Here is a 20623-nt window from a genome sequence, read left to right as displayed (position 1 = left end):
CTAGCGTTACCGCGCGCCCAGAACGCCTGCGATCGTGGGGGTCAGGCGCGGCGCAGCGCCTGGGCGGCCAGCAGCAGCCGCTCCGGTGTGGCCGGACTGACCAGCGGCACCGGCGTCGACCCAGGCCTGACCGCGCCCACCGCATCCTTCAGCGCGAAGAACACGCTCAGCCCCAGCATCAGCGGCGGCTCACCGGTGGCCTTGATGTTGAAGGGCGTGGGCTTGATGTTGCGGCCATCGAACAGGTGGACATGGAACTGCTCGGGGATGTCGGAGGCCACCGGGATCTTGTAGGTGCTGGGGCCGTGGGTGAGCAGCTTGCCCCTGGCGTCCCACAGGCACTCCTCCATCGTCAACCAGCCCATGCCCTGGACGAAGCCGCCCTCGATCTGGCCGCGGTCGATCGCCGGGTTGATCGAGCGGCCGACGTCGTGAACCATGTCGGCGCGCAGCAGCCGCCACTCGCCAGTCAGCAGATCCAGTTCGACCTCGCTGACCGCCGCGCCGTAGCAGTAGTAGTAGAAGGCCCGGCCCTGCAGCTTCATCGGGTCGTAGCCGATCTCGGGCGTGCGGTAGAAGCCGGTCTGGCTCAGTCCCACGCGCGCCGCCCAGGCCTTGTTGGCCAGGGTCTTGAAGTCCAGGAACTGGCCGGTCGGGCTGCTCACGCCGTCGCCGCCGAACACCACCTGCTCGGCCGTGCAGCCCAGGGCCTCGGCGGCCACCGGCGCCAGGCGCTCGCGCAGTTGCTCGCAGGCGTGGCGGGTGGCGGCGCCGTTGAGGTCAAAGCCGCTGGAGGCCGCGGTGGCCGAGGCGTTGGGCACCTTCAGCGTGTCGGTGGCGGTGACGCGCACCCGGCTGACGCTGATGCCCAGCTCGTCCGCCGCCAGCTGCGCGATCTTGGTGTTCAGGCCCTGCCCCATCTCGGTGCCGCCGTGGTTCACCGCCACCGAGCCGTCGTTGAAGATGCTGACCAGTGCACCGGCCTGGTTCAGCAGCGTGGCGGTGAAGCTGATGCCGAACTTGAGCGGCGTCAAGGCCAGGCCGCGCTTGACAGTCTTGTGCGCCGCATTGAAGGCCGCCACCTCCGCGCGACGCGCCACATAGTCGGCCTTGGCCTCAACCTCGGCGATCACCTGGTCGCCCACCCAGTCCTCGATCAGCTGGCCGTACTGCGTGGTCAGCGTGGCCGGGTCGGCGCTGGCGTGGTACAGGTTGGCGCGGCGCACCTCGAGCGGGTCTTTGCCCAGATGGCGGGCGATCTCGTCCATCACGGTCTCGATCGCGAACATGCCCTGCGGGCCGCCGAAGCCGCGGAAGGCGGTGCTGCTCTGGGTGTGGGTGCGGCAGCGGTGGCCCACCACATGGACGTTGGGCAGGTAGTAGGTGTTGTCGATGTGCAGCAGCGCGCGGTCGTTGACCGGGCCCGAGTAGTCCATCGTCGGGCCGCAGCGCGAGGCCAGCATCAGATCCAGCCCCAGCACCCGGCCGGTGTCGTCGAAGCCGACGTCGTAGTCGATGCGGAAGTCGTGGCGCTTGCCGGTGATCAGCATGTCATCGTCTCGGCAGGCGCGCAGCTTGACCGGCTTCTTCAGCAGGAAGGCGGCCAGTGCCGCACTCTGCGAGAAGATGCTGGCATTGCCCTCCTTGCCACCGAAGCCGCCGCCCATGCGCCGGCAGATGACCTCGACATCCTTGGTCTGCAGGTTCAGCGCCGCGGCGGCCTCCTTCTGGTTGCCCTCGGGGTGCTGGCTGCTGGTGTAGATGGTGAGCTGGCCGTCCTCGCGCGGGACCGCATAGCTGACCTGGCCTTCCAGGTAGAACTGTTCCTGCTGGCCGGTGCGGGTGCTGCCCGACAGGCGATGCGGCGCCGCCGTCAGCGCCGCGGCGGCGTCTCCGCGCACCACGGTCTTGCTGGGCATCACCCAGCTCTGGGCCTCCAGCGCCTGCTCGATCGTCAGGATGGCGGGCAGCTCTTCGAAGGACAGCCTGGCCTTGCGCGCGGCTTCACGGGCATAGACCATCTCGCGCGCCACCACCACCGCCACCGGCTGGCCCAGGTAGTTCAGCTCGCCCGGGCACAGGAAGGGGTCGTCGTGGACGATCGGGCCGCAGTTGTTCTCGCCGGGGATGTCCTCGGCGGTGAAGACCGCCACCACGCCGTGCTCGGCCAGCAGCGCCGCCTTGTCGACACCGTTGTGCGGGCCCGTCAGCCGGCCATGCGCCACCGGCGAGGTCACCAGCGCGGCGTACAGCGTGCCGCGCAGCTCCGGGATGTCGTCGGTGAAGGTGGCCTCGCCGCTGACATGCAGCACGGCCGATTCATGCGCCACCTCCTTGCCGGAGAAGGGGCCGGTGGCGGCGGGCAGCAGCGACTTCAGGGATTCAGGAGCGTTCATGCCAGGGCTGCCTCTTCGTTGCCGATGAATCGGAGGACCAGGTTGCGGGCCACCAGCGAGCGGTAGGCCCAGGTGCCGCGCAGACCGTCGCGCGCCGGGAAGGCGGTGGCCACCACGGCGTCCACCTCGGCCGCGGTGATGCTGTCGGGCGCGCGCCCTTGCAGCAGGGACTCCAGCGCCGGCACCCGCTGCGGGAAGGGCGTGACGCCATTGACCGCCAGACGCAGGCCGCTCAGGCGCCCGTCCTGCAACGTGTAGCGCGCGGCGGCGCAGATCGCGGAGATGTCCTGGTCGAAGCGCTTGCTGACCTTGTGCGCGACGAAGACCTCGCCGGCCTGCCGGCGCGGGATCTCCACCGCCTCGATCAGTTCGTCCGCCTGGAGCACGCTGGTCTTCATGCCGGTGTAGAACGCGTCCATCGCCACGCGCCGGGTGCGGCCGGCACGGCGCAGCACCAGCGTCGCGCCCAGTGCCATCAGGCAGGGCATGCTGTCCCCGATCGGCGATCCATTGGCGATGTTGCCGGCCAGCGTGGCGGTGGAGCGGATCGGCGGCGAGCCGAAGCGGCGCAGCACCTCGGCAAAGTCGGGCCAGTCGGTTCTGACCAGGTCCAGCACGCGCTCCAGCGACACGCTCGCACCCACGCGCCAGGCGCCGGCGCTGGTCTGCACCTGCTGCAGCTCGGCCACGTTCCCCAGGTAGACGATGTGCTCGGGGCGGTGGAACTGCTTGTTGACCTTCAGGCCGATCTCGGTGGAGCCGGCCAGCAGCGTGGCGCCCGGCGCGTCCTGCAGCGCCTTGTCCAGCTCGGCCAGGTTGGCCGGCGAGGTGAAGCTGCTGCCCTTGCGGGTGCGCACCACCGGCTGCACCAGCAGCTCGCCGTCGAGCGAGTAGGTCGGGGCGGCGTCTCGGCGGATCTGGCGCAGCAGCGGCAGGTCGGCGCTGTCGTCCAGCTTCAGCGCGGCAGCACCGGCTGCGCTGGCCTCCAGCGCGGCATCGACGATGGGCCGGTAGCCGGTGCAGCGGCACAGGTTGCCCTGCAGCGCGTCGTTGACCTGCTGGCGGCTGGGCGTGGGCAGTACCTGCATCAGGCCGGCCAGGCTCATCGCGAAGCCCGGGGTGCAGAAGCCGCACTGCGTGCCGTGGCAGCTGACCAGCGCCTGCTGCACCGGGTGCAGGCTGCCGTCGGGGCGTTTGAGGCTCTCGACGGTCTTCAGGCTCTTGCCGTCCAGCGTGGGCAGCAGTTGCATGCAGCTGTTCACCGCGATGTAGTCCACCGCGTCGCCAGCGGCATTGAGGGTGCCCACCAGCACGGTGCAGGCGCCGCAGTCGCCCTCGGCGCAGCCTTCCTTGGTGCCGCTGCGGTGCTGGTGTTCGCGCAGGAAGTCGAGCACGGTGGTGGTGCGTCGCAGGCCCTGGGCCTCGACGATGCGGCCGTCGATGACGACCCGGACGGTATTGGTGGCCTGCGTCATGCAGCGGCTCCGGCGAAGGACAAAGATCAACCCGCGATTATCGGACCGCCACCCGGCCACTGGCCGACCCACCTCGGGAGAATACCGAGAGATCCGTGACGCGGGCACGGATCCTGCAAGCGGTTGCTGGATGACAATGCGCGCGGACCGCCCCCGTCCGCCCGCCTCAAGAATGACCCTCTGGAGCCCTGTGCCATGACCTTCGTCCGCCGCTCGATCCTCGCCCTGGCCGCTGCCGCCGGCCTGCTGGGCACCACCCTGCCCGCCACCGCCCAGGAGACCGCCGTCAAGTTCCAGCTCGACTGGCGCTTCGAGGGCCCCAGCGCCTTCTTCCTGCTGCCGGTGGCCCAGGGCCAGTTCAAGGCCGAGAAGCTCAACGTCACCGTGGACGCCGGCAACGGTTCGGGCAACGCGGTCAACCGCGTCGCCTCGGGCACTTACGACATGGGATTCGCCGACCTGTCGGCGCTGATGGAATTCCACGCCAACAACCCCACCGCCCCGAACAAGCCGGTGGCGGTGATGATGGTCTACAACAACACGCCGGCCGCCGTCTTCGCGCTCAAGAAGAGCGGCATCAAGACCCCTGCCGACCTGGCCGGCAAGAAGCTCGGCGCCCCGGTGTTCGACGCCGGCCGCCGCGCCTTCCCGATCTTCCAGAAGGCCAACGCCATCGGCAAGGTCGAGTGGGTCTCGATGGACCCGCCGCTGCGCGAGACCATGCTGGCCAAGGGCGATGTGGACGCGATCACCGGCTTCTACTTCACCAGCCTGCTGAACCTGGAGGCCCGCGGCATCAAGGCCGAGGACGTCAACGTGATGATGTACCCGGCCCATGGCGTCAAGCTCTACGGCAACGTGATCATCGCCGGCGAGGAATTCCTTAAGAAGAACCCGGAAGCGGTCAAGGCCTTCCTGCGCGCCTTCACCAAGGGCGCCAAGGAGGTGATCGCCAACCCGAAGGCCGCGATCGCGGTGGTCAAGGAGCGCGACGGCATCATCAACGCCGACCTCGAGGAACGCCGCCTGAAGCTGGCCATCGACTCCTCGGTGGCCACCACCGACGCCAAGGCCGAGGGCTTCGGCGACGTCAGCAAGCCGCGCCTGGCCCTGATGGCCAGCCAGGTGGCCGATGCCTTCCAGACCAAGGGCCGCATCAACCCGGATGCGGTCTGGAACGGCAGCTTCCTGCCCACCGCCGCCGAGCGCAACATCTTCGCCAAGAAGTGAGCTGATGGCCTTCGTCGACTTCAACGGGGTCTGGCTCGCCTACAACGACGAGCTGCTGGCCCAGGGCCATTACGCGGTCGAGGACATCCACCTGCAGGTCGACGAAGGCGAGTTCATCGCCATCGTCGGGCCTTCGGGCTGCGGCAAGTCCACCTTCATGAAACTGGCCACCGGCCTGAAGCGACCCAGCCAAGGCACGGTGATCATCGGTGGCAAGGAAGTGACCGGGCCGCTGAAGATCACCGGCATGGCCTTCCAGGCCCCCAGCCTGCTGCCTTGGCGCACCACGGTGGCCAACGTGATGCTGCCGCTGGAGATCGTCGAGCCCTACCGCAGCAGCTTCAAGCAGAAGAAGGCCGAGTACGAGGCCAAGGCCCGCGCCCTGCTGCAAAGCGTGGGCCTGGGCGGCTACGAGGACAAGTTCCCCTGGCAGCTCTCGGGCGGCATGCAGCAGCGCGCCAGCATCTGCCGCGCGCTGATCCACGAGCCCAAGATGCTGCTGCTCGACGAGCCCTTCGGTGCGCTCGATGCCTTCACCCGCGAAGAGCTGTGGTGCACGCTGCGCGACCTGCAGGCGGCGCAGAAGTTCAACGTCATCCTGGTCACCCATGACCTGCGCGAGAGCGTCTTCCTGGCCGACACCGTCTACGTGATGAGCAAGAGCCCCGGCCGCATGGTGGTGCGCCGCGAGATCGACCTGCCGCGCCCGCGCGACCTGGAGATCACCTACACGCCGGCCTTCACCGACATCGTGCATGAGCTGCGCGGCCACATCGGCGCGATGCGCAAGCAAGGCGTGGAGATCGCCCAATGACGCGCAAGAGCCTGGAAGCCTGGTCGCCCTGGGTGCTGCTGGTGCTGATCCTGCTGGTCTGGCAGGGCATCTGCAGCGCCTTCAACGTCAGCGAGTTCATCTTTCCCAGCCCGGCGCGCATCTGGGAGCAGCTGCTCGAGTACAAGGCCGTCATCGCCGGCCACGCCTGGCGCACCTTCTGGGTGACGATGGCGGGCTTCGCCATCGCCATCGTGGTGGGCGTGCTGCTGGGCTTCCTGATCGGCAGCTCGCGCATGGCCTACACCGCCTTCTACCCGCTGATGACCGGCTTCAACGCGCTGCCCAAGGCGGCCTTCGTGCCGGTGCTGGTGGTGTGGTTCGGCATCGGCATCGGTCCGGCCATCCTGACCGCCTTCCTGATCAGCTTCTTCCCGATCACCGTGAACATCGCCACCGGCCTGGCCACGCTCGAGCCCGAGCTGGAGGACGTGCTGCGGGTGCTGGGCGCCAGCCGCTGGGACGTGCTGACCAAGGTCGGTCTGCCCCGCTCCATGCCCTACTTCTTCGGCAGCCTGAAGGTGGCGATCACGCTGGCCTTCGTGGGCACCACGGTGTCCGAGATGCAGGCCTCGAACGAGGGCATCGGCTACCTGCTGGTCAGCGCCGGCAGCGCGATGCAGATGGGCCTGGCCTTCGCCGGTCTGGTGGTGGTGGGCGCCATGGCCATGGCGATGTACGAGTTCTTCAGCTGGATCGAGAAACACACCACGGCCTGGGCGCACCGCGGTTCGCAATCGCACTGACCCGCCGGGCACAATCGCGCCCATGAGCCTGCGCGACACCGATCCCGCCCTGCATGCGTGGCGCCAGTTCTGCCTGGACGAGGCGCTGGACCTGGTCGACCGCGTGCTGTTCGACGGCAGCGCGCGCACCCAGCCCGGCCTGCGCCCCGCCTGGCAGGCCCAGCTGCGCGAAGCCCTTCTAGAACCCCGCCGCGCCGGCCTGGACACCGCGATCGGCGGCGTGGTGGTCGAGACGCTCAGCGGCGTCTCGCTGCTGTGCGACGACGAGGTCAACGAATCCATCCAGCTGCGCGGCGCCGTGCAGGCGATCGACCATGAGGCCGAGTTCGTGCTGCGCGAGCTGGGCGCGCTGGCGCTGCGCTGGTACCGCGAGACGGACGCGCTGGGCTACCCCAGCCCGGTGCTGCTGGAAGCGGCCACGCTGGCCGAGACGCTGGACCGCGCGCTGCACGCCGCCGTACCCTCGGCGCCGCGGCGACTGGACCTGCTCAAGGAGCTGCGTCCCGCGCTGGTGCGCGAGGCCACGCGCTCCTACGAGCGCCAATGCGCCTGGCTGCAGAGCACCGGCGCCCGGGCCATCGACGCCGCGCAGGCCGCCCGCGGCGGCCTGTCCGCCCGTGTCGCGCATGCCGCGCCGGCGCCGGCGGCGCCCATCCCGCCGGGCCAGGTGGCGGCGCTGTTCGAGCGCCTGCAGGACCATGCGCGCCTGGGCCCGGGCATGCGCGAGCTGCTGCAGGGGCTGTCTCGGCTGGCCCAGGCCAGCGCCGCCGCCGAGCCGGCGCTGCTGCAGGACCCCCAGCACCCGCTGTGGCTGCTGACCGACCGCCTGGTGGCGCTGTCGCAGCTGGACCTGGACGGCCAGGCCCCCGGCAAGATCGCGCTGCACCAGCGCCTGCAGCCGCTGATGGACGCGCTGCAGCGCGCCCCGCAGCCGCTGCTGACGCGCCACTACGAACAGGCACGCGTGCACCTGGAGCGCCTGGCCAATGCCTCGCTGCCCGACCCGGTCCACCCGGGTCCGGTGGCCCACCTGCAACAGGCCGAACGCCACGCCGAGCTGCTGCCGCTGGTCCAGGCCCAGGTGGTCGAGCAGTTGCAGCGCACCGAGCTGCTGCCGCAGGCCAGCCAGTTCCTGCTGGGCGACTGGGTGCGGGTGATCACCCGCACCAGCGCCCGCGACGGCGTCGACGGCCCGGGCCCGCGCCGCTGGACCGCCGTGATCGACACCCTGGTCGACGCCGCCGCGCTGGATCGCCCGCGCCCGCCCACGCCGGCCGAGCTGGACTGCCTGCTGCTGGAAGTCCACGACGGCCTGCGCGCGATCGACGAGGCCCCGGCCCGCATCCAGCGCCAGGTCGATGAGCTGCGCGTGGCATTGAAGGCCTGGCCGCGCCGCGCGGCAGCCAGCGCGCCGGGGCCGGAGGCGCCGCCGGAGGTGGCCGGCTCGCCCGACATCCAGTCCTCGGCCTGGATCCACCATGCCGACCTGGCCACCGTGCCGGTGGCGATGGACGAAAGCCCCGACTCGCCCGCCTGGCGCGACGCCCAGCAATGGCTGGCCGGGCTGGCCGTAGACGACCTGTGCCGCGCCTGCCTGCAGGGCCGCTGGACCGCGGTGCGGCTGGACTGGATCAGTGACAACGGCCAGTTCTTCGCCTTCAGCCGCCGCCAGGGCACGCCCTTCTGCACCAGCCGCCGGGTGCTCGAGCGCATGCGCGGCGAGGGCCTGATCACCACCATCCCGGCCGGCGAGTGGCTGCGCGACGCGGTCGAGAGCCTGCCGCAGGAGCCGGCATGAGGCTGATGGCCGCTGGCTGGGGTGGGCGTTGAGCTGGCGCGGCCACCTGCGGCTCGACTACCGGCTCGAGGACCAGCGCACCACCGCCCTGGATCGCCACGAGGGTCCGCTGCGCGTGCTGCAGCGCCTCTACCCCGAGGGCGACGCCATCTGCCACCACGTGCTGGTGCATCCGCCCGGCGGCATCGTCGGCGGTGACCAGCTGGCGATCGAGGCCACGCTGGGCCCCGGCACCCACGCGCTGATCACCACGCCCGGCGCCACCCGCTTCTACCGCAGTGCCGGTGCCCAGGCCACGCAGACGCTGCAGGCCCGGCTGGCCGCGGGGGCGCGGCTGGAGTGGCTGCCGCTGGAGACGATTGCCTACAGCGGCTGCCGCGCCGCCAATGCGCTGCATTTCGAGCTGGCGCCCGGGGCGCAGATGATCGGCTGGGACCTGCTGGCCCTGGGCCTGCCTGCCGCCGAGCTGGGCTTCGAGCGGGGCGAGCTGCACCAGACGGTCTCGATCGCCGGCCGCTGGCTGGAGCAGGGACGCATCCGTGCCGACGACCGGGTGCTGCTGGACTCGCCGCTGGGCTGGGCCGGCCAGCGGGCCCTGGCCACGCTCTGGTGCGCCGCCGGCGACGGCTTCAGCGATGGGCTGCGCGAACAGCTGCTCGAGGACGCGCGCGCCTGCATCGCGGCCTCGCCGCTGGCCGCCCGGGCCGGGGTCAGCGCCGCCGACGACGGCGTGGTGGTGCTGCGGGCGCTGGCGCCACGCACCGAAGCGCTGTTCACGCTGGCGCGCGCCGTGCGCGCCGGCTGGCGCCGCCGCCTGTGGTCGCTGGCCGAATGCCCGCCACGGCTGTGGGCGATGTGACGCCGGCCCACCCGCGGGAAAACCCGCAATAGCGGGCCCAGACGCGGCTTTTCAGCCCTTCGGGTCCGGGAGGGTCGGGCGATAAACACGCATTCGCCGTGTCCTGTCACCCGAGGTGCTCTGCCATGTCCCTTGCCGCCGATGGATCATTCCTGCGTCCGGCCGTGTCCGTGATGCGCCAGCTGCGGCTGCCCGCCAAGATGGCGCTGATCGTCGCCCTGATCGCCGTGCCGCTGATGATCCTGATCGGCCGCACGCTGCTGGACACCGGCCGCGCGCTGGCGGTGGCCCGCAACGAGGCGCAGGGCGCCCGCGTCGTGGCCGCGCTGCTGGATGTGGCCGTGGCCACGCAGAAGCACCGCGGCCAGACCAATCTGGCGATGGGCGGCAATGCCCAGGCCGAGCAGGCGCTGCAGGCCACACGGGCCGAGCTGGCCAAGGGCCTCGCGGCGATGAAGGAAGAACAGGCGGCGCTGCAGGCCTGGGGCCTGACCGACGCCTGGAGCCCGATCGCCACAGCCGTCGCGACACTGGGTGAAGGGCGGCGCGACGGTGACCGCGCCCAGGTGTTTGCGGCCCACACCGCCCAGGTCAAGGCCATGCGTGCGCTGGCATCGCGCATCGGCGAGACCTCCGAACTGCTCTTCGACCCCGAGGCCGCCAGCTTCTTCCTGATGGACATGGTGGTCGAACGCTCGCTGCCCTTGACCGAAACAGCCGGGCTGCTGCGCGGGCAGGGCGCCGGCCTGATCAGCAGCGGCGAAGCCAGCACCACCGCGCTGGCCCAGGTCAGCGGTCGCGTGGCGATGCTGCAGGAGCAGGTGGAGGGCATGAAGACGCGGGTCGCGGCGCTGCTGCGGGCCGGCGATCCCGAGCCGACCAGCTTCGCCCCGATGATGGCCGCCAACCTGGCCTTTGCCGATCTCGCCGCCCGCAGCTTCGCCGACGGCAAGCCGCAGGGCGACCCGCAAGCCTTCTTCAAGGCCGGAACGGCGGCGATCGAGGCGACCACCGCGTTCTCGCGCCAGATCACCGGCCGGCTCTCCGGGATCCTGAGCGAGCGTGAGCACGTCCTGCAGCGGCGCCAGTGGCTGGCCCTGGGCGGCTCGCTGCTGGGCGTGCTGGTCCTGGCCTATGCGATGACCGGCTTCTATGCCAGCGTGATGGATGCGCTGCAGCGGGTCAGCCGGGTGGCGCATGCCGGCGCCGCGGGCGACCTGTCGGTGCGTGCGGGCGTGCCGGGCCGTGACGAGTTCGCCATGATGGCCCCGGAGCTCGATGCGATGTGCAGCCGATTGGCAGGCGTGGTGGGCAGCATCCGCAGCCATGCCCAGCAGGTGGCGCAGACCGGCCAGCAGATGGAGCAGCAAAGCCACGACCTGGCCAGCCGTGCGAGCCAGCAGGCCGCCACGGTCGAGGAGTCGGCCGCCACGCTCGAGCAGGTCTCCCAGACCGCGCGCAGCAATGCCAGCCATGTCGAGCAGGTCGATCAGCTGTTCCACCAGATCCGCAACACCGGCGCCGATGGCCGCCAGCGCATGCAGGGCGCGGTGCAGACGGTCGAGGGCATCGCCGCCACCAGCCGGCGCGTCGGCGAGATCGTGCAGGTGATCGACGGCATCGCCTTCCAGACCAACATCCTGGCCCTGAATGCCGCGGTGGAAGCGGCGCGGGCCGGCGAGTCCGGTCGCGGCTTCGCGGTGGTGGCGGGTGAGGTGCGGGCCCTGGCCCAGCGCAGCGCCAGTGCCGCGGGCGAGATCCGCTCGCTGATCACCGGGTCCGCCGAACAGGTGGAGGCCGGCGTGGCCGAGATCCACAAGGCGCGCGACAGCGTCGACCGCATCCTGGACCAGGTGGGTGGCGTCGGCGAGGCCATGGGCCAGCTGGCCACCGCCACCCGCGAGCAGACCATGGCCGTGGGCCAGGTGGCCGAGGCGGTGCGCCAGATCGGCGACACCACCGCCCACAACGCCCACAGCGCCGAGGCCACCAGCAGCGCCGCCAACACGCTGCGCCACGGCGCCGACGAGCTGCAGCGCCTGGTCGATCAGCTCAGGACCTGAGTCGGCGCTGGGCGAGCCTCAGTCGCGCGCGAAGTCGTAGGGGCCGCCGCGCTCCAGCGCACGCCGGTAGGCCGGCCGCGCATGGATGCGGCGCAACCAGTCCATCAGCCGCGGCCGCGAGGCATCCAGCCCGGCGCGCTGCGCCGCGGCCTCGACGGGAAAGCTCATCTGGATGTCGGCGGCGCTGAAGGTGTCGCCCGCGAACCACTCGCGTCCCGACAGCTCGGATTCCATGAAATCGAGCTGGGCGCGCAGATTGGGTTCGACGAAGCTGGTCAGCACCTTGTCGGCAATCGCCCGCGCCACCGGCTTGACGAAGAAGGGCATCGGCGCCGAGCGCACCCGGGCGAACACCAGCTTCATCAGCAGCGGCGGCATCGCCGAGCCCTCGGCGAAATGCAGCCAGTAGCTGAAGCGCCGCTGCTCGGGCGTGCCCGGCGCCGGCCGCAGCCGGCCCTGGTCATGGGTGTCGAGCAGGTATTCGATGATGGCACCGCTCTCGGCCACGGTGATGTCGCCGTCGCTGAGCACCGGCGATTTGCCCAGCGGATGCACCGCCTTCAGCGAGGGTGGCGCCAGCATGGTCTGCGGGTCGCGCTGGTAGTGGCGGATCTCGTAGGGCAGCGCCAGTTCCTCGAGCAGCCACAGCACACGCTGCGAGCGCGAGTTGTTCAGGTGGTGGACGGTGATCATGGGCCGGCATGCTACGGGGCGGCCGGCACCCGCGGCGTCACGGGGTCTTGGCCGCCCACCAGTCCAGCAGGCCGCGGGCCGCCACCACGCCGCTGGCGAAGCAGGCGGTGAGCAGGTAGCCGCCGGTCGGCGCCTCCCAGTCCAGCATCTCGCCGGCGAAGAACACGCCGGGGCGCTCGGGCCACATCAGGTGCTCGTCCAGCGCCTCCAGGCGCACGCCGCCGGCGGTGCTGATCGCCTCGTCGATCGGCCGGGCCGCGTGCAGTTGCAGCGGCAGCGCCTTGATGCGGCGCGCCAGCCAGGCGGCGTCGCGGCTCTGCAGCTGCCATTCCTCGGCGCTCAGGCCCTCGCGCAACAGGCCGGCCTTGGCGCCGGACAGCCCGGCCTGTTCCTTCAGGTGATTGGCCAGGCTGCGCGCGCCCCGGCCGCGGGCCAGCGCGGCCTGCAAGGCCTCGACCGGGCGGTCCGGCAGCAGGTCCAGCAGCACCAGCGCCCGCCCGTGGGCTGCGATCTCGTCACGCAGCAGCGCCGAGGCGGCGTAGACCAGGCTGCCCTCCAGCCCGGTGGACGTGACCACGCACTCGCCCTTGCGGCGGAACTGTCGGCCGCGGCTGTCGCGCGTGTCCAGCAGCACCGACTTCAGCGGTGCGCCGGCGTGGCGGCTGGCGAAGTGCTCGCTCCAGCCCACGTCGAAGCCGCAGTTGGCGGGCTGCAGCGGCGACAGCGCGAGCCCGGCATCGCCCAGGGGCTGCACCCAGGCGCCGTCCGAGCCCAGGCGGGCCCAGCTGGCGCCGCCCAGCGCCAGCACCACGGCATCGGCATGCACCTGGCGCGGGCCGTCGGGGGTCTCGAAGCGCAACTCGGAGCCGTGCTGCAGCACGCCGGCCTGCCAGCGGTGGCGCAGGTGCAGGCGCACGCCGGCCGCCCGCAGCCGCGCCAGCCAGGCGCGCAGCAGCGGCGCGGCCTTCATCGACTCGGGAAACACCCGGCCCGAGCTGCCCACGAAGGTGGACACGCCCAGGCCCTGGGCCCAGTCGCGCAGGGCCTGGGGCCCGAAGGCTTCCAGCCAGCACGCCACCTCGGGCGCGCGTTCACCGTAGCGGCCGGTGAAGGCGGGCAGCGCCTCGGAATGGGTCAGGTTCAGGCCGCCCTTGCCGGCCAGCAGGAACTTGCGGGCCGGCACCGCGCTGGCGTCATAGACGTCAACCTGGGCGCCGGCCGCGGCCAGCACCTCGGCAGCCATCAGGCCGGCGGGGCCGGCGCCGACAACGGCCACGCGGGGACCGGCAGTGGGGGTGGTGAAGCTCATGGGGGGTCGCAGTGTAGGGCCTGCGGCCCCCCAGGTCATCAGGGCCGGAAGGCGATCCAGCGGTGGGTGTAGTTCGTGCCGGTGCCCAGCGTGGTCTCCACCGTCTGCGTGCTGACCTTGACGAAGTGCACCGGCGTATCCAGCCAGCAGCAGTCACCATTGCCCACCGCCAGCACCTTGCCGTCGGGGCTCAGCGCCAGGCCATAGGCGCCCGGGATGGCGATCGGCGTGCCGACCGCACCGGTTTTCAGCGTCACCGGGTAGACCGCGCCGTTGGTGTTGGACACAAAGGCGGTCTTGCCGTCCAGGGTGATCACGACCTGCGCGCCGCCGCTGCTCTGCGGCAGGGTGATCGGCGCGGCATCGGCCTTGTCCTTGGCGGTGCGGATGCGCCACAGCGGGCCGGTGATGCAGGCCACATAGACCGCGCTGCCGTCCGGCGTGGCCGCCATGCCGTACGGGCTGCAGCCGGGCAGCGACAGCGTCTTCTTCAGCTTGGGCGTGGCGCCCAGCGACACCACCGACACGGTGCTGTCTCCGGCGTTGGCGGTGTAGGCCTTGCTGCCGTCGGGCAACACCGCCAGACCGGTGGGCGAGGCCCCCACCGCCACCGTCTTCACCACCGCGGTGTTGCCGGTAGCGATCAGCGCCAGCTGGTTGGAGCCCGCGCCGGTGGTGGCCAGCCACTGGCCGTCGGGCGTGACCGCGGCAAACAGCGGCGCGGTGACGCCGGCGTTGAAGGCCGGGCCGGGGGTGAAGGTGGCGGTGTTGATCGGCGTGATGGTGTTCGCGCCGGCGTTCATCACCCAGGCGGTGGCGCCATACGGGCTGAAGGCGATGCCGGCCGGGCAGTGGCCCACGGGCACTGTGGCGCCGCTGGCCCAGGGCTTGCCGGTGAACTGGGTCACCGAGTTGTTGGTGGGGCACTGGTCGTTGCCCACATACAGCGTGTACTGGGCCCGGGCCGCGGGGCTGGCCAGCGTGGCCGCCAGCAGGCCCGTCAGCATGGTCGTGCGATGCAGGTGCATGCGAGCTCCTTGGGGGTGGTGGTGCGGCCAGTCTGCGGCCGCGCGGCACCGCGGGTCGAGTCCGCGGGGGTGACAGGGCGGTGACACCTTGGCTGGGGCCCGTTCACACGACCGGAAGGGTTGCGGTCGTGTGAACAGACCCTAAACTGCCACGGCGATGAGCGCCGTTTCTTCTCCCGCCGTGCCGCCCGAGCAGGCCGCTGCCCTGGCACGGATCGAGGCCAGCGGCGCCTTCGCCCGGGCACTGCGCCACCGTCGCTTGCTGCGCCACCTGGTGGAGCGCTGCGCGGCGGGCGACACCGCCTCGCTGAAGGAATCCCTGATCGCGGTGCAGGTGCTGGGCCGGCCAGCCGACCGCTTCGATCCGGCCGAGGACAGCATCGTGCGCGTCGAGATGCGCCGGCTGCGGGCGCGGCTGGCCCGCTACTACGCCGAGGAAGGCATGGCCGACCCCTGGCGGCTGGCGCTGCGGCCCGGCAGCTACCAGGTGCACTGGCTGGCGCCGCTGCACCCGCCCACGGTCAGCCGCGCCGCGCGCGACCTCGTCGAGCGCGGCGAGCACTTCCTGCGCGGGCCGGTCAGCGCGCCCCTGTTGGCCCAGGCGCGCGATCGCTTCGCTGCCGCGGTGCGGGCCGCACCCGCCTGGGCGCCCGCCTGGACCGGCCTGGGGCGGGCCTGGTACAACAGTGCCACCAGCTGGTCGGTGCCCCCCACCGAGGCCGCCGCCGAATGCCAGCGCGCGCTGGACCAGGCGCTGCTGCTGGATCCCACCGACGCGCTGGCGCAGACGCTGCGTGCCGCCGCGCACCACCAGTTCGGCTGGGCCTGGGCGCCGGCGCGCGCCGGCTTCGAACGCGCCCGGGCGCTGGCGCCGCAGCAGGCCTTCGTGCACAGCGCCTTCGGCTGTCACCTGACCTACCGCGGCCTGTGGGACGAAGCCGAGGCCGCACTGCACGAGGCTCGCCGTCTCGATCCGCACTACCTGGCCAGCCGCATGCACCTGGTCAACCTGCGCCTGGCCCAGGGCCGGCCGGACCAGGCCCGTGCCGAGCTGGCCGCCGTGCTGGACATCGCGCCACGCAGCGCGCCGGCACTGGCGCTGGCCGCCCTGATCGCCCTGAGCGACGGCGACCCCGAGGCGGCGCGGCCCTGGGCCGAGGAAGCGCTGGCGGCGGCGCCGCAGGAGCCGGGCTACCAGGCGCTGCGCTGGTCGGTCTGCGGCCAGATCGGCGTGCCGGCCGAACGTGCCGCCGCCAGTGCCGCGCTGCGGGCCCTGCACAGCACCCACCTGTCGCCCTATGTGCTGGCGCTGGCCCACGCCCGTCTGGGCGAGTCCGGCCTGGCCCTGCAGGCGCTGCAGCGGGCGATCAGCCAGCGCGACCCCAACCTGCTGATGCTCGACACCGACCCGTTCTGGCGTCCCCTGCACCACCAGGCGGCCTGGGCCGCGCTGACCCGGGCCTGGCGCGACGCCGCGCCGGGACTGCCCGTGCCGGGGGACGCGCCGCAGGACGCGCCGGGACGCTGAGCCGCCCAATGCGGAGTCGTCCCGATGCCCTCGGCCAAGCGCCCGCCCAGAATCTGCCCGACCGTCAGCCACCGGAGTCAGCCATGGGTCACAAGTACATCGACGCCTTCAACAAGGACCTCGACCGCCTGTTGAAGGAGCTCGAGGGCCTGTACAAGGTCCTGTCGAAGAACCCCGAGGACGCCAAGGCCAAGGCAGCCAAGGCCAAGCTGGCGCCGTTCCTGACCAGGCAGGCCCTGGAGAAACGCCGCGACCTGGCCCTGAAGCTGGACCAGCAGGAGACCGAGAAGATCATCAGGGACAGCGGCCTGCCCTGGTGAGGCGGGCCGGCGGGGTCCTCAGATCGACATCAGCTCGCGCACGCCATTGGCCGCCATGTCCTCGCCGCGGCCGCGGGCGATGATCTCGCCACGCTCCATCACCAGGTACTGATCGGCCAGCTCGGCGGCGAAGTCGTAGTACTGCTCGACCAGCACGATGGCCATGTCGCCGCGGTCGGCCAGCATGCGGATCACGCGGCCGATGTCCTTGATGATGCTGGGCTGGATGCCCTCGGTGGGCTCGTCCAGGATCAGCAGCTTCGGGCCTGGCGCCAGCGCGCGGGCGATCGCCAGCTGCTGCTGCTGGCCGCCCGACAGGTCACCGCCGCGACGCGCAATCATCTGCTTGAGCACCGGGAACAGCGTGAACAGCTCATCCGGGATCTTGGTGCCCGCCGGCCGGCTGGCCAGGCCCATGCGCAGGTTGTCCTCCACCGTCAGGCGACCGAAGATCTCACGGCCCTGCGGCACATAGCCCATGCCGGCGCGCACGCGCTCATAGGGCGTGGCGCGGGTCAGGTCGCGTCCGCCCAGCTGCACCGTGCCGGTCTTCACCGGCACCACGCCCATCAGGCTCTTGAGCAGCGTGGTCTTGCCCACGCCGTTGCGGCCCAGCACCACCGTCACCTCGCCCAGCCGCGCCTCGAACGAGACACCGCGCAGGATGTGGCTGCCGCCGTAGTACTGGTTCAGGCCGTCGACCTTCAGCATCTCAGCGGCCAAGGTACACCTCCACCACCTTCTCGTTCGATTGGACCTCGGACAGCAGGCCCTCGGCCAGCACACTGCCTTCATGCAACACGGTCACCGTCTTGCGGCCCTCGGTCAGCTGGTCGACGAACTTCATGTCGTGCTCCACCACCACCAGCGAGTGCTGGCCCTCCAGGCTCAGGAACAGCTCGGCGGTGCGCTCGGTCTCTTCGTCCGTCATGCCGGCCACCGGTTCATCCAGCAGCAGCAGCTTGGGGTCCTGCATCAGCAGCATGCCGATCTCCAGCCACTGCTTCTGGCCGTGGCTGAGCAGGCCGGCGGTGCGCTGGGCATCGGGCAGCAGGTGGATCAGCTGCAGGATCTCGCCGATGCGGTCGAGCTGCGCGCCCGACAGGCGCGAGAACAGGCTGGCACGCGCGCGGCGGTCGGCCTTGAGGGCCAGCTCCAGGTTCTCGAACACGCTGAGCTGCTCGTAGACCGTGGGCTTCTGGAACTTGCGGCCGATGCCGATCTGCGCGATCTCGTTCTCGCGCAGGCGCAGCAGGTCGATGTTGGAGCCGAAGCTGGCGGTGCCGGCATCGGGCCGGGTCTTGCCGGTGATGACGTCCATCATCGTCGTCTTGCCGGCGCCGTTGGGGCCGATGATGCAGCGCAGCTCGCCCACGTTCACCGCCAGGCTCAGTGCATTGAGCGCCCGGAAGCCGTCGAAGCTGACCGTGATGTCGTCCAGGTACAGCGCCACGCCGTGCGCGAAGTCGGGCTCGGCACCGTGCAGCACGCGGCCGAAGCTGGCGCCGCGGTCGCCGCTGGTGACCTCGGCCTCCACCTTGGCGCGGTGCGCCTCCAGCGCCTTGGCGCCAGCTTCCATCAGGTCGGGCGTCATGCGCGCTCCTCCTTCTTCGCGCCCTTCAGGCGATCCACCAGGCCGACCAATCCCTGCGGCAGGAACAGCGTCACCGCAATGAACAGCGCGCCCAGGAAATACAGCCAGAACTCGGGGAACACCTGCGTGAACCAGCTCTTCGCGCCATTGACGAAGAAGGCGCCGACGATCGGCCCGATCAGCGTGGCGCGACCGCCCACCGCGGCCCAGATGGCGATCTCGATCGAGGCCGCCGCGCTCATCTCGCCCGGGTTGATGATGCCCACCTGCGGCACATACAGCGCACCCGCCACGCCGCACATCACGGCACTCAAGGTCCAGATCGCCAGCTTGTAGGCCAGCGGGTTGTAGCCGGTGAACATCACGCGGCTCTCGGCATCGCGGATCGCCTGCAGCACCCGGCCGAACTTGCTGTTCACGATGGCGCGGGCCATCAGGTAGAAGCCGATCAGCGTCAGGCCGGTGATGACGAACAGCACCATGCGGGTGGACGGCTGGGCGATCGGGATGTCCAGGATGCGCTTGAAGTCAGTGAAGCCGTTGTTGCCGCCGAAGCCGGTCTCGTTGCGGAAGAACAGCAGCATCGCCGCGAAGGTCATGGCCTGCGTGATGATGCTGAAGTACACGCCCTTGATGCGGCTGCGGAAGGCGAAGAAACCGAACACGAAGGCCAGCAGGCCCGGCACCACCAGCACCAGCCCCATCTGCAGCACAAAGCTGTCGCTCCAGGCCCAGTGCCAGGGCAGTGCCTTCCAGTCCAGGAAGACCATGAAGTCGGGCAGTTCGGTCTGGTAGTTGCCGTCGCGGCCGATCTGGCGCATCAGGTACATGCCCATCGCGTAGCCGCCCAGCGCGAAGAAGAGGCCATGGCCCAGGCTGAGGATGCCGGTGTAGCCCCAGATCAGGTCCATCGCCAGCGCGCAGATCGCATAGCACATGATCTTGCCGGCCAGCTGCACATAGAAGTCGCTGAGGTGGAACGCGCTGCCCGCCGGCACCAGCAGGTTCAGCACCGGCACCAGCGCGGTCACCACCAGGGTGGCCAGCAGCACGCCGGACCAGCCGGCGGGGGTGAGCAGCAGGCCGCGGCGCGGCGCGGGAAGGGTCAGGGTCGTCGTTGTCATCTCATGCCTCGGCGCTTCGGCCCTTCATCGCGAACAGCCCTTGCGGACGCTTCTGGATGAACACCACGATGAACACCAGCACCATGATCTTGGCCAGCACCGCACCGGCCCAGCCTTCCAGGAACTTGTTCAGCACACCCAGACCCAGCGCGGCGTAGACCGTGCCGGCCAGCTGGCCCACGCCGCCCAGCACCACCACCATGAAGCTGTCGACGATATAGCTCTGGCCCAGGTCCGGACCGACGTTGCCCACCTGGCTGAGCGCGCAGCCCGCCAGCCCGGCGATGCCGGCGCCCAGCGAGAACGCATAGGTGTCGATGCGCGCGGTGTGGATGCCCACGCAGGCGGCCATGCGGCGGTTCTGCGTGACGCCGCGCACGAACAGACCCAGCCGGGTGCGGGCGATCAGCAGCGCCACGCCGGCCAGCACCGCGAAGGCGAAACCGATGATGGCGATGCGGTTGTAGGGCAGCGTCAGATTGGGCAGCACCGCGATGCCGCCCGACAGCCAGGCCGGGTTCTCCACCGGCACGTTCTGCGCGCCAAACAGCGAGCGCACGCCCTGCATCAGCACCAGCGAGATGCCCCAGGTGGCCAGCAGGGTCTCCAGCGGCCGACCGTAGAGCCAGCGCAGCACCGTGCGCTCCAGCACCGCGCCCACCAGCGCCGCCGCCAGGAACGAGGCCGGCACCGCCAGCCACAGGTAGAAATCGAACGCGCCGGGCGCATAGGCCCGGAACAGGTTCTGCACCACGTAGGTGGCGTAGGCGCCGATCATCATCAGCTCGCCGTGCGCCATGTTGATCACGCCCATCAGGCCGTAGGTGATCGCCAGGCCCAGCGCCACCAGCAGCAGGATGCTGCCCAGGCTGACGCCGGTGAAGACCACGCCCAGGCGCTCGCCCCAGACCAGGCGCGACTCGACCTGGCCGATCGCGCTCATCAGCGCGCCCTTGACCTCGGCGTCGGCTTCGCTGCCCAGGCGCTCCTGCAGCAGCGCCTTGACCTGGGGCTCCGCACTGGCGGCCAGTTCTTTCACCGCCGCCAGTCGCTTGTCCTTGTCGGCCGACGACACCAGCACATTGGCGCGCAGGCGGCCCAGCGTGGCCTTCAGCGCCGCATCGGGTTCGGCGTCGACCGCCTTGTCCAGCAGCGGCAGCTGCGACTCATCCACGCCGCCCTTGGCCAGCTCGGCCACCGCCGCCTGGCGCACCGCCAGCTCGGGCGACAGCAGCTTCATCGACGCTTGCACCGCCTGCAGCGCACCGCGCATGCGGTTGTTGTTGACCACGTCCTCGGCGTCGTCCGGCAACGTGGCCGCCGCACCGGTGACCGCATCCTTGACGGCCGTGCCATCGATCACCAGCACCGCCTTGGGCGTCAGCTTGACCGCGTCATCCAGCAGCGCCTGCACGAAGCCCGCCAGCGCCGCATCCGGCACCTTGGCCGCCTCGCCCAGCGCCGCGATCCGCGCATCGGTCTCGCCCGCCGCGATCGCCCGCGCCTGCTCCGCCGTCAGCGCCGAAGCACACATCGCCACCAACGACAGCCCAAGGCCAAGAATCCAACGAATCATCACCATCCCTCGACAAACGAAAACGCGGGCCGGCGCCAGCCGCCCGCGCCTT

At 70.9% G+C, this 20623-nt stretch carries 16 protein-coding genes and 1 pseudogene; 8 read left to right on the top strand and 9 right to left on the bottom strand.

Annotated features, from left to right (window positions below; all coding sequences use genetic code 11):
- Positions 1 to 41 precede the first annotated feature (41 nt).
- Positions 42 to 2396: a xanthine dehydrogenase molybdopterin binding subunit gene (gene xdhB, locus KAK03_RS05495; RefSeq protein ID WP_210852173.1), complete on the bottom strand. Its 2355-nt coding sequence runs from the start codon at positions 2394 to 2396 to the stop codon at positions 42 to 44.
- Positions 2393 to 3871, bottom strand: coding sequence for a xanthine dehydrogenase small subunit (gene xdhA / locus KAK03_RS05490; RefSeq protein WP_210852172.1), 1479 nt, complete (start codon positions 3869 to 3871; stop codon positions 2393 to 2395). The genes xdhB and xdhA overlap by 4 nt, the downstream gene beginning before the upstream one ends.
- A 195-nt stretch (positions 3872 to 4066) precedes the next feature.
- On the opposite strand from xdhA, the gene KAK03_RS05485 reads away from it, so the two are divergent.
- The 6 genes and pseudogenes from KAK03_RS05485 to KAK03_RS25505 form a co-directional block, all read left to right on the top strand.
- On the top strand, positions 4067 to 5101 hold the full coding sequence (locus tag KAK03_RS05485; RefSeq protein ID WP_210852171.1) for an ABC transporter substrate-binding protein: 1035 nt from the start codon (positions 4067 to 4069) through the stop codon (positions 5099 to 5101).
- 4 nt (positions 5102 to 5105) lie between these two features.
- Positions 5106 to 5915, top strand: a complete 810-nt coding sequence (locus KAK03_RS05480) for an ABC transporter ATP-binding protein (protein ID WP_210852170.1) — start codon at positions 5106 to 5108, stop codon at positions 5913 to 5915.
- On the top strand, positions 5912 to 6679 hold the full coding sequence (locus KAK03_RS05475) for an ABC transporter permease (RefSeq protein WP_210852169.1): 768 nt from the start codon (positions 5912 to 5914) through the stop codon (positions 6677 to 6679). Before KAK03_RS05480 ends, KAK03_RS05475 begins: the two co-directional genes overlap by 4 nt.
- A 22-nt stretch (positions 6680 to 6701) precedes the next feature.
- Positions 6702 to 8477 carry a DUF1631 family protein gene (locus KAK03_RS05470; RefSeq protein ID WP_210852168.1) on the top strand — a complete coding sequence of 592 codons (1776 nt, stop codon included), beginning with the start codon at positions 6702 to 6704 and terminating at the stop codon, positions 8475 to 8477.
- A gap of 28 nt (positions 8478 to 8505) precedes the next feature.
- Complete coding sequence (locus KAK03_RS05465) at positions 8506 to 9336, top strand: urease accessory protein UreD (RefSeq protein ID WP_210852167.1); 831 nt, start codon at positions 8506 to 8508, stop codon at positions 9334 to 9336.
- Between the two features lie 1568 nt (positions 9337 to 10904).
- Positions 10905 to 11399: pseudogene (locus KAK03_RS25505) on the top strand (methyl-accepting chemotaxis protein); the annotation flags it as partial.
- A gap of 18 nt (positions 11400 to 11417) precedes the next feature.
- On the opposite strand, the gene KAK03_RS05455 reads toward KAK03_RS25505, so the two are convergent.
- From KAK03_RS05455 to KAK03_RS05445, 3 genes are read right to left on the bottom strand one after another with little or no spacing between them, the layout of a single operon-like run.
- A complete protein-coding gene (locus KAK03_RS05455; RefSeq protein WP_210852166.1) occupies positions 11418 to 12092 on the bottom strand; it encodes a glutathione S-transferase family protein in 675 nt (224 codons plus the stop codon).
- A 37-nt stretch (positions 12093 to 12129) separates the two neighbouring features.
- A complete protein-coding gene (locus tag KAK03_RS05450) occupies positions 12130 to 13401 on the bottom strand; it encodes a TIGR03862 family flavoprotein (protein WP_210852165.1) in 1272 nt (423 codons plus the stop codon).
- A gap of 38 nt (positions 13402 to 13439) precedes the next feature.
- Entirely contained in the window at positions 13440 to 14429 is a 990-nt protein-coding gene (locus KAK03_RS05445; RefSeq protein WP_210852164.1) for a YncE family protein, read from the bottom strand.
- Between the two features lie 157 nt (positions 14430 to 14586).
- Between KAK03_RS05445 and KAK03_RS05440 the strand changes: the two genes are divergently transcribed.
- Positions 14587 to 15957 (top strand): tetratricopeptide repeat protein, encoded by a 1371-nt coding sequence (locus tag KAK03_RS05440; protein ID WP_210852163.1) that lies wholly within the window; start codon positions 14587 to 14589, stop codon positions 15955 to 15957.
- 83 nt (positions 15958 to 16040) lie between these two features.
- Positions 16041 to 16277, top strand: coding sequence for a hypothetical protein (locus KAK03_RS05435; protein ID WP_210852162.1), 237 nt, complete (start codon positions 16041 to 16043; stop codon positions 16275 to 16277).
- Between the two features lie 18 nt (positions 16278 to 16295).
- Here KAK03_RS05435 and urtE read toward each other — a convergent pair whose 3' ends face one another.
- Genes urtE through urtB form a run of 4 tightly spaced genes read right to left on the bottom strand, consistent with a single transcriptional unit; the run spans position 16296 to position 20571 of the window.
- Complete coding sequence (gene urtE / locus KAK03_RS05430; RefSeq protein ID WP_210852272.1) at positions 16296 to 16988, bottom strand: urea ABC transporter ATP-binding subunit UrtE; 693 nt, start codon at positions 16986 to 16988, stop codon at positions 16296 to 16298.
- 1 nt (position 16989) lies between these two features.
- The gene (urtD, locus tag KAK03_RS05425) at positions 16990 to 17871 is read right to left on the bottom strand and encodes an urea ABC transporter ATP-binding protein UrtD (protein ID WP_210852161.1); all 882 of its coding nucleotides are present in this window, start codon (positions 17869 to 17871) and stop codon (positions 16990 to 16992) included.
- Positions 17868 to 18995: an urea ABC transporter permease subunit UrtC gene (urtC, locus tag KAK03_RS05420; protein ID WP_210852160.1), complete on the bottom strand. Its 1128-nt coding sequence runs from the start codon at positions 18993 to 18995 to the stop codon at positions 17868 to 17870. Before urtC ends, urtD begins: the two co-directional genes overlap by 4 nt.
- Before the next feature lies 1 nt (position 18996).
- The gene (urtB, locus tag KAK03_RS05415; protein WP_210852159.1) at positions 18997 to 20571 is read right to left on the bottom strand and encodes an urea ABC transporter permease subunit UrtB; all 1575 of its coding nucleotides are present in this window, start codon (positions 20569 to 20571) and stop codon (positions 18997 to 18999) included.
- Positions 20572 to 20623 lie beyond the last annotated feature (52 nt).

It is taken from the genome of Ideonella alba, from assembly GCF_018069845.1.
GTDB lineage: Bacteria > Pseudomonadota > Gammaproteobacteria > Burkholderiales > Burkholderiaceae_C > Ideonella > Ideonella alba.
Note: the sequence above shows the minus strand (reverse complement) of the source record. Positions and strands in the feature narration are given on the sequence as shown.

Excerpts from the sequence above, each read along its gene's own strand:
- xdhB (WP_210852173.1), bottom strand. The coding sequence starts at position 2,396 with ATGAACGCTCCTGAATCCCTGAAGTCGCTGCTGCCCGCCGCCACCGGC.
- xdhA (WP_210852172.1), bottom strand. The coding sequence starts at position 3,871 with ATGACGCAGGCCACCAATACCGTCCGGGTCGTCATCGACGGCCGCATC.
- KAK03_RS05485 (WP_210852171.1), top strand. The coding sequence starts at position 4,067 with ATGACCTTCGTCCGCCGCTCGATCCTCGCCCTGGCCGCTGCCGCCGGC.
- KAK03_RS05480 (WP_210852170.1), top strand. The coding sequence starts at position 5,106 with ATGGCCTTCGTCGACTTCAACGGGGTCTGGCTCGCCTACAACGACGAG.
- KAK03_RS05475 (WP_210852169.1), top strand. The coding sequence starts at position 5,912 with ATGACGCGCAAGAGCCTGGAAGCCTGGTCGCCCTGGGTGCTGCTGGTG.
- KAK03_RS05470 (WP_210852168.1), top strand. The coding sequence starts at position 6,702 with ATGAGCCTGCGCGACACCGATCCCGCCCTGCATGCGTGGCGCCAGTTC.
- KAK03_RS05455 (WP_210852166.1), bottom strand. The coding sequence starts at position 12,092 with ATGATCACCGTCCACCACCTGAACAACTCGCGCTCGCAGCGTGTGCTG.
- KAK03_RS05450 (WP_210852165.1), bottom strand. The coding sequence starts at position 13,401 with ATGAGCTTCACCACCCCCACTGCCGGTCCCCGCGTGGCCGTTGTCGGC.
- KAK03_RS05445 (WP_210852164.1), bottom strand. The coding sequence starts at position 14,429 with ATGCACCTGCATCGCACGACCATGCTGACGGGCCTGCTGGCGGCCACG.
- KAK03_RS05440 (WP_210852163.1), top strand. The coding sequence starts at position 14,587 with ATGAGCGCCGTTTCTTCTCCCGCCGTGCCGCCCGAGCAGGCCGCTGCC.
- KAK03_RS05435 (WP_210852162.1), top strand. The coding sequence starts at position 16,041 with ATGGGTCACAAGTACATCGACGCCTTCAACAAGGACCTCGACCGCCTG.
- urtE (WP_210852272.1), bottom strand. The coding sequence starts at position 16,988 with ATGCTGAAGGTCGACGGCCTGAACCAGTACTACGGCGGCAGCCACATC.
- urtD (WP_210852161.1), bottom strand. The coding sequence starts at position 17,871 with ATGACGCCCGACCTGATGGAAGCTGGCGCCAAGGCGCTGGAGGCGCAC.
- urtC (WP_210852160.1), bottom strand. The coding sequence starts at position 18,995 with ATGACAACGACGACCCTGACCCTTCCCGCGCCGCGCCGCGGCCTGCTG.
- urtB (WP_210852159.1), bottom strand. The coding sequence starts at position 20,571 with ATGATTCGTTGGATTCTTGGCCTTGGGCTGTCGTTGGTGGCGATGTGT.